This is a genomic window from Streptomyces sp. NPDC004647 (assembly GCF_040609575.1).
Classification (GTDB): Bacteria; Actinomycetota; Actinomycetes; order Streptomycetales; family Streptomycetaceae; genus Streptomyces.
Genome location: NZ_JBEXKU010000154.1, coordinates 1 through 7,580, shown reverse-complemented (window position 1 = coordinate 7,580; position 7,580 = coordinate 1). Strand labels below are relative to the sequence as shown.

Below are 7,580 nucleotides of genomic sequence, written 5' to 3'. Positions count from 1 at the left end.
GCTCCCCCGCCCGGCCCGCCCCGGCCCCCAGCGGCCGGCGCCCCCCCACCGGGGGCGCCGGCGCCGGTGGCTGCCGCGCGGCCTCGCTCGCGGCAGCCACCGGCCGTGGCATGAAGAGAGGTGGCAAAGGCGCCCGCAAGGGAGTCTCGTTGATCGTTGACCGGATCATCGAGAACGCCCCGCGCGTTCCGGTCCGTGACCTGGCGACGCTGCGCAAGCAGTTCCCGGGCCTGGGACCGGAGCAGATCGCCGACAAGCTGGTGGCGGGGGCCACCAAGAGCTCCGCGACCGTCGGAGCGGGGGTGGGAGCCGCGGCCATGCTGCCCGTGCCGCCCGCGATGCCCGCCGAGCTCGCCGCCGAGGTGGTCGGTGTCGCCTCGGTGGAGATCAAACTCATCGCCGAGCTGCACGAGGTCTACGGCCTGCGAGCGCCCGGCAACCTCAAGGAGCGCGCGGCCGCGTACCTCACCTCGTGGTCGGAGGAGCGCGGCGTCGAGGTCACCAAACCGGCGAGTCTCAATTTCGCCCTGGGCGGCCAGATGAGGCGGGAGCTGCGTCAGCAGGTCCTCAAGCGCACGGTGCGCAACCTGCCCAACCTCATCCCGTTCCTGGTGGGCGCGGCGGTCGGGGCCGTGATGAACCGGCGTGACACCAGAAGAGTCGCGGAGAAGATCCGCAAGGATCTGCGCGAGCGCCAGGTCCCCTGGGACGCCCTGCCGCATCACATGTCGGCGGAGGAGATCGGGGAGCCCGGCAGCCCGAAAGCGCTCCAGGACCGCCTGCGGCACGACGGGGGCTGACCCCGTCGGCCGGGCCCCGCGCGGCAGCCGGGCTCAGGCATCAGGCCCCCGTGGCTCAGGCCCGTACGGCCGTCAGCGCCGCCGCCAGCCCTTCCGGATCGCGGGTCGACAGGTAGATGTACGGCGTCGGGTCGGCCGGGTCCGTGATCTCCACCCGCAGCGCGGTGGGGATGTAGCTGCGCAGCAGCAGATGCGCCCGCGGATCGGCCTTGTAGGTACGCCAGGCGACCGCCTCGCCCGCGTCCAGCACCTCGGGAGCCCCGAGCGCCTCGACCGGGATCCGCGCATCCGCGGCCACCAGCGAGCCCGCCACCACCCGGATCCGCGCGGAGCCGTACGAGCTCACCGCGGCACCGGCCAGCGCCACGCCGCCGATCATCCCGCCGAGCATCGGCAGCGGGCCCAGCGGCAGCATGATCAGTCCCAGCGCCACCCCGATGAGGGCCGCGATGATCCACCACGAGCGGGGCGCTGTCAGGCGTTCTTCGTAGGACTGCATGCCCACAAGCTTGGCACGGCAACGCCTCCGCGCCGCCTGCGCGGGTAGGGTCAGCACTCGTGAGTGGACCATTTGTATCGCTGAGGCCGCCGGCCGATGCCGAGCCGCCGGTACGGCACCCCGACGCACCCGCGCCCGGAGAGCTCCTCGGAGCCCATTACGACCAGTGTTTCGGCTGCGGCGCTGCCCAGCCGCACGGGCTGCATCTGGAGGCCCGCGCGGGCGAGGGCGTGAGCATCACCGCCGAGTTCACGGTGAGGACCGCTCACCAGGGTGCCCCGGGTCTCGCGCACGGCGGCGTCCTGGCCACGGCCCTGGACGAGACGCTCGGTTCGCTGAACTGGCTGCTGCGGGTGATCGCGGTGACCGGACGGCTGGAGACCGACTTCGTCCGTCCCGTGCCGGTGGACACCGTGCTCTTCCTGGACGCGCAGGTCACCGCGGTGCGGGGGCGCAAGATCTACTCGTCCGCGGTCGGCCGGATCGGCGGGCCCGACGGGCCTGTGGCGGTGCGCGCGAACGCGCTGTTCATAGAGGTCAAGGTCGACCACTTCATCGAGAACGGCCGGCCCGCGGAGATCAAGGCCGCGCTCGGCGACCCCGACCAGGTCAAGGTGGCTCGTGCGTTCGAGGTGAACCCGTGAGCCGTCATCCCGTCGATGTGCTGATCCGGCGGCTGGACCCGGCCGTGCCGGTTCCCTCGTACGGGCACCCGGGCGACGCGGGCGCGGATCTCGTCACCACGGAGGCGGCCGAGCTGGCCCCCGGCGAGCGGGCCGTACTGCCCACCGGAGTGTCTATCGCGCTCCCCGACGGGTATGCGGCCTTTGTGCATCCGCGCTCGGGTCTCGCCGCCCGCTGCGGCGTAGCCCTCGTGAATGCGCCCGGGACGGTCGATGCCGGGTACCGTGGAGAGATCAAGGTGATCGTGGTCAATCTGGACCCACGGGAGAGCGTGCAGTTCGCACGGTTCGACCGGATTGCCCAGTTGGTCGTCCAGCAGGTCGAGAAGGTGCGCTTCCACGAGGTGGCGGAGCTTCCCGGCTCGGCACGGGCCGAGGGGGGCTTCGGGTCCACAGGCGGTCATGCCGCGGTGGGCGACTCCACCGGGCCGAATGATTACGCAGCGGTCGTTGCCGACCGGGAAGGACAGTGACGTGTTCGGACGTCGTCGCAAGGGAAGCGCAGACGCTAAAGGCACTGCGGGCGCAGCCGGCGAGCCGGCCGGCGGCGTGGGCTCGGACGAGTTCGAGCCGGAGGACGCCGCGTCGGACGACGCCATGGAGGACACCGGGCAGCGCAGGGTGAGCCTGCCGCCCGCGCCGCGCCCCGACGGTCCGTGGGACATCTCCGAGGTCCGGGACCCCTCCGAGGGCCGGGTCGACCTCGGCGGCATTCTCGTGCCCGGGGTCGAGGGCATGGAGCTGCGCGTCGAGGTCGCCGGCGACGCGATCGTCGCCGCGACGGTCGTGCTGCGGGACAGCGCCGTACAGCTCCAGGCGTTCGCCGCGCCCAGGAAGGAAGGCATCTGGGGCGAGGTCCGTGAGGAGATCGCCTCGGGCATCACGCAGCAGGGCGGCGTGGTCGACGAGGTCCAGGGCCCGCTCGGCTGGGAGCTGCGCGCCCAGGTGCCCGTACAGCTGCCGGACGGCACGAACGGGGTGCAGATGGTGCGCTTCGTCGGTGTCGACGGGCCCCGCTGGTTCCTGCGCGGGGTCATCTCGGGCCAGGGTGCTGTGCAGCCGGAGGCCGCGGGTCTGCTGGAGCAGGTCTTCAAGGACGCGGTCGTGGTGCGCGGCGACGCGCCGATGGCGCCGCGCGACCCGATCGTGCTGAAGCTGCCGGAGGACGCGCAGATGGTGCCGGAGGGTGTGCAGCAGGACGAGGCCGAGGAGGGCTCGCGCTTCGCGGGCGGCGTCGACCGGCTCACGCGCGGACCCGAGATCACCGAGGTGCGCTGACGCGACGCTCTTCGAGCGCCGGCACATGCGCAGCAGCGCCCGTACATCCACATCGGCCGGGCCCGTTCTTCGGGCCCGGCCCACATGTGTGAGCAACTCCACGGCGAGGCGCGCCGCTTCGGGAACGGCACGTGGACGACCCGCTCAGGCCCGTCCGGCTGCCCGGCTCCAAGAAGGGCCGGGGACGGTTTTGCCGCAGGCCACCGGGCCGACGCGGCATCAGCCGCGCGCCGACGGCTGCCCCGCCCCGTAGGCGATGAGCCCAACCTGCCCGCCACGCCAGGGCGCTGGGACGCCGGGCTGCGTCTCGAAGTGCGGACCTGACGCTCTATCGTTTGCGCATGCCCTCCGTCGAGCTGATCCGCATCGTCTCCCGCTCTTCACCGATGGCCCTGGCCCAGGTCGAGCGGGTACGCGCCGAACTTGCCGCCCTGAGCCCGGAAATCCGTACGGAGGTCGTGCCGGTCACGACGTCCGGCGACAAGTGGATGGGCGATCTGTCGAAGCTCGGCGGAAAGGGCGCCTTCACCAAGGAGGTCGACGCCGCCCTGCTGGCCGGCGAGGCGGACCTGGCGGTGCACTGCATGAAGGACGTGCCTGCCGACCGCCCGCTGCCGGCGGGCACGGTCTTCGCGTCGTACCTCAAGCGCGACGATATCCGTGACGCCGTGGTGCACCCCGACGGTCTGACGCTGGACGAGCTCCCAGCGGGCTCGCGGATCGGTACCTCGTCGGTGCGGCGTACCGCCCAGCTCGCGGTCACCCACCCGGATCTGGAGTGCGTGCCGATGCGCGGCAACGCCAACCGCCGCCTGGAGAAGCTCGATGCGGGCGATGCCGACGCTCTGCTGCTCGCCGTGTCGGGGCTGGAGCGGATCGGCATGATGTCCCGGACCTCCGAGATCCTGTCGGTCGAGGCGATGTGCCCGCCGATCGGCGCCGGTCTGCTCGGGCTGCAGTGCCGCGAGGACGACACGGCGACGATCGAGGCCGTCTCGGGGCTCGGTGACACCAACGCCTGGCGGGAGACCACCGCGGAGCGGATGTTCCTCCACGTCCTGCAGGGGCACTGCAATTCGCCGATCGCCGGGTATGCGAAGGCGGAGCGCGACGGGCGGCTCTCGCTGCGCGCCCGGGTCTTCTCCCCGGACGGCAAGGCGGTGTTGGACGCTCATGAGTGGGCCGGGCCGCTCGATCCAGCCACGCTCGGTACGTCCGTGGCCGTGGCCCTCCTCCGTCAGGGTGCGCGGGATCTGATCGACACCATTCCGCACTGAATCGCCGCTCCGCGCTGAGCGAGCTCGCCAGGCGCTGACCGGTATGCGGCAGCGGCCCGTCCGGACAGCGGGCGGGCCGCTGCCGCACGCGCTCGCGCTACCAGACGTCCCCGTCCCGCCAGTCGCACACCAGCTCGCCCGTCAGGTCCGGTACGACGCCCACGGGCAGGACGTACGTGCTCCCGTCGCCCTCCTCCGTGCGCACGATGCCGGATGGGGCCAGTACACAGGTCGGGCCCTGCCAGAGCTGCCAGCCGCGGGCCGCGTAGAAGCCCGCGGCGTCGTCGCTGGCGGACAGCGCCCCCAGGTCGTACGCCCGGCGCAGCACCCGCTCCAGTGCCTCCATCACGGCCCCGCCGAGCCCCCGCCCGCGCCGGTCGGCACGGACCGCGACGCCTTCCACATAGCCGGTGCGCAGCGCCCTGCCGCCGTGCAGCAGCCTCCTCTGCACCACCGACCCGTGTCCGATCAGCTCGCTGCCCTCCCACACCAGGGCGTGCATCCCGCCCAGGGTGTGGTCCCAGTCCGACTCGGAGAAGTCGTCCACGAAGGCGGCGTCCAGGAGTGCCCGGACCGCGGTGAGCACGTCGGTGTCCAACTGCGCGGTGTGCGCGGTCCGTACCTCTGCCATACGGCCATCCTGGCAGGCCGGACGGTCGGGCACCTCGGATCGCCGGGAGTGGTCGACCGCGGCCCCGGAGTCCCGGACCTCGAGAAGGACCGTATCTTCGAACCTTCCAGCGCTACGGCGATGCCCCGCGCGGGGCGGGCGCCGGACTCGGCCTCGCGGTCGCCCGCGGCTTCGCCGAGGCGATGAGCGGCACTCTCTCCGCCACGGACACCCCGGCGGAGGCATGACCCTGGTGCTGGCCCCGCGGGCCCGCTCACGGCCGCCCGCCGGTCCGTCCAGGCCGCCCGGCCGCGGCCGCCCCATGACGGCCCGCACGGCGGGGCTGAGGACGTACTGCAGAGAGGCGAGCACGATGGCGCAGCACTCGGAGCCGGCGGACCGGAGCGGAGGCGCTGGACGGCCGCGCTCCGCGGAGAGTCCTGGTGGTGGAGGACGAACCGCAGATCGTCCGAGCGCTCGTCATCAATCTCAAGGCGCGCAAGTACGAGGTGGACGCTGCCGCGGACGGCGCCACCGCGCTGTAGCCGGCCGCTGCCCGCCACCCGGATGTGGTCGTCCTCGACGTCGGCCTGCCCGATATGGACGGCGTCGAGGTGATCAGGGGGCTGCGCGGCTGGACAAGGGTGCCGATCCCGGTCCTCTCCGCGCGCCGGACATCGGACGAGAAGGTCGGGGCGCTCGACGCGGGCGCCGACGACCACGTCACCAAGCCCTTCGGCATGGACGAGCTGCTCGCCCGGCTGCGCGCGGCCGTACGCCGGGCAGAGCCGTCGGGACCCGCGGAGGACCCGGTCCTCGTCGACACCGGCACCTTCACCGTCGATCTGGCGGCCAAGAAGGTCAACCGGGACGGCCGGGACGTCCGGCTGACCCCCACCGAGTGGCATCTGCTGGAGGTGCTGGTCCGCCACACCGGCCGGCTGGTCAGCCAGAAACAGCTGCTCCAGGAGGTCTGGGGGCCGTCGTACGGCACGGAGACCAACTATCTGCGGGTCTACATGGCCCAGCTGCGCCGCAAGCTGGAGGCCGACCCCTCGCACCCGCGGCACTTCGTCACCGAACCCGGCATGGGATACCGGTTCGAGCAGTGATCCCGGAGGCCCGGTCCCGGTACGCTTCCCGTATGAGTGCCGTTCCCCGATCCGTGAAGCCGACAGGCCGTTTCCGCCGGATGCTCGACCGGCTGTCCTCCAGCCCGGAGGAGCTGCACGCCACCGAGCTCCAGCAGGATGCCCAGGCCGAGGGCTGCACGCGGATCTGCGACTGCGACGACCGTCAGATCGTGAAGGTCACCGGCACCCTGCGGACGGTCACCTTGCGTCCGCGGGCCGGTGTCCCGGCGCTGGAGGCCGAGCTGTTCGACGGCTCGGCCGCACTCGATGTCGTATGGCTCGGCAGGCGGTCCATCGTGGGGATAGAACCCGGCCGGAAGCTCATCGCATCGGGCCGGGTATCGATGAGCCACGGCCGCCGGGTGCTGTTCAATCCGAAGTACGAACTCCGACCGCTCGGACAGGAGTAGCCGGTGACCTCTCCGGACAAACAGACCGACCAGGACGCAGGATCCGAGGGCGAAGGGGCGCGGGCCGTCACAGAGGCCGCGCTCTTCGAGGCGTTCGGCGGCGTACGGGGCATGGTGGAGACCACCGTCCCGGGCCTGGTGTTCGTCGCGATCTACACCGTCAACCGCGACATCCACTTCTCGGCCATCGCCGCCCTCGGCCTGTCCCTGTTGCTCGGCGCCGCCCGGCTGGCCGGCAAGGGCACGCTCAAGCACGCCTTCAGCGGCGTCTTCGGGGTCGCCTTCGGCGCGATCTTCGCGATGATGTCGGGCGACGCGAAGAACTTCTACCTACCGGGGATGCTCTACACCCTGGGCCTGGCCGTCGCCTACATCGTCACGTCGGTGGTCGGCTACCCGCTGCTGGGCCTGATCCTGGGGCCGGTGTTCAAGGAGAACCTCTCCTGGCGCAAACGCAACCCGGGCCGACGGCGGGCCTACACCAAGGCCAGCTACGCCTGGGGACTCATCCTGCTCGCCAAGTCGGCGATCCTCTTCCCGCTCTACTGGTGGGGGGACGCGACGCAGCTCGGCTGGGTCAAGGTCGCACTCGGCATCCCGCCGTTCCTGCTCGCCGTCTACCTGACCTGGATCTTCCTGGCCAAGGCGCCGCCGCCGATCGATGTGTTCGCCGAGATGGAGGCACAGGAGGCCGCCGAGAAGGAGGCGGAGCGGGAGCGGGCCAGAACGGCCGCTGCCGACTGAGCCCCGGCGCGAGGACGCGCATACGGAAGGTGGGCCCGGGAACCGCACGGTTCCCGGGCGCCCCCGACCGATTAAGGGGCGGGGGGGGGCCGCGCGCGGAGCCCCCCGCCGGCGCCCCCCGCCCCCCCCCCCCGGGCACCCCCAGC

Annotated in this window: 9 protein-coding genes and 2 pseudogenes; 9 read left to right on the top strand and 2 right to left on the bottom strand. The window is 72.2% G+C overall.

All coding sequences use genetic code 11. The features are described from left to right. Positions 1 to 110 precede the first annotated feature (110 nt). Positions 111 to 800, top strand: coding sequence for a hypothetical protein (locus ABZW18_RS33855; protein ID WP_356195144.1), 690 nt, complete (start codon positions 111 to 113; stop codon positions 798 to 800). A gap of 55 nt (positions 801 to 855) precedes the next feature. Here ABZW18_RS33855 and ABZW18_RS33850 read toward each other — a convergent pair whose 3' ends face one another. Continuing rightward, the gene (locus ABZW18_RS33850; RefSeq protein WP_356195140.1) at positions 856 to 1,299 is read right to left on the bottom strand and encodes a DUF3093 domain-containing protein; all 444 of its coding nucleotides are present in this window, start codon (positions 1,297 to 1,299) and stop codon (positions 856 to 858) included. Positions 1,300 to 1,358: 59 nt separating this feature from the next. Between ABZW18_RS33850 and ABZW18_RS33845 the strand changes: the two genes are divergently transcribed. From ABZW18_RS33845 to hemC, 4 genes are all read left to right on the top strand, one after another. Further along, on the top strand, positions 1,359 to 1,943 hold the full coding sequence (locus tag ABZW18_RS33845; RefSeq protein ID WP_356195139.1) for a PaaI family thioesterase: 585 nt from the start codon (positions 1,359 to 1,361) through the stop codon (positions 1,941 to 1,943). Next, a complete protein-coding gene (dut, locus tag ABZW18_RS33840; protein WP_356195137.1) occupies positions 1,940 to 2,455 on the top strand; it encodes a dUTP diphosphatase in 516 nt (171 codons plus the stop codon). The genes ABZW18_RS33845 and dut overlap by 4 nt, the downstream gene beginning before the upstream one ends. Position 2,456: 1 nt before the next feature. After that, complete coding sequence (locus ABZW18_RS33835; RefSeq protein WP_356195135.1) at positions 2,457 to 3,260, top strand: DUF3710 domain-containing protein; 804 nt, start codon at positions 2,457 to 2,459, stop codon at positions 3,258 to 3,260. Between the two features lie 341 nt (positions 3,261 to 3,601). Then, complete coding sequence (gene hemC / locus ABZW18_RS33830; RefSeq protein WP_356195132.1) at positions 3,602 to 4,537, top strand: hydroxymethylbilane synthase; 936 nt, start codon at positions 3,602 to 3,604, stop codon at positions 4,535 to 4,537. A 97-nt stretch (positions 4,538 to 4,634) separates the two neighbouring features. On the opposite strand, the gene ABZW18_RS33825 is transcribed toward hemC, so the two are convergent. Further along, complete coding sequence (locus tag ABZW18_RS33825) at positions 4,635 to 5,168, bottom strand: GNAT family N-acetyltransferase (protein WP_356195129.1); 534 nt, start codon at positions 5,166 to 5,168, stop codon at positions 4,635 to 4,637. 48 nt (positions 5,169 to 5,216) lie between these two features. Between ABZW18_RS33825 and ABZW18_RS33820 the strand changes: the two are divergent. The 4 genes and pseudogenes from ABZW18_RS33820 to ABZW18_RS33805 form a co-directional block, all read left to right on the top strand. Then, positions 5,217 to 5,409 (top strand): annotated as a pseudogene (locus ABZW18_RS33820) (sensor histidine kinase); the annotation flags it as partial. A 151-nt stretch (positions 5,410 to 5,560) separates the two neighbouring features. Next, positions 5,561 to 6,259 (top strand): annotated as a pseudogene (locus tag ABZW18_RS33815) (response regulator). A 32-nt stretch (positions 6,260 to 6,291) separates the two neighbouring features. Further along, on the top strand, positions 6,292 to 6,690 hold the full coding sequence (locus ABZW18_RS33810) for an OB-fold nucleic acid binding domain-containing protein (protein WP_356195142.1): 399 nt from the start codon (positions 6,292 to 6,294) through the stop codon (positions 6,688 to 6,690). A 3-nt stretch (positions 6,691 to 6,693) separates the two neighbouring features. Next, positions 6,694 to 7,434 carry a DUF3159 domain-containing protein gene (locus ABZW18_RS33805; protein ID WP_356195126.1) on the top strand — a complete coding sequence of 247 codons (741 nt, stop codon included), beginning with the start codon at positions 6,694 to 6,696 and terminating at the stop codon, positions 7,432 to 7,434. The last annotated feature ends 146 nt before the right edge of the window (positions 7,435 to 7,580 follow it).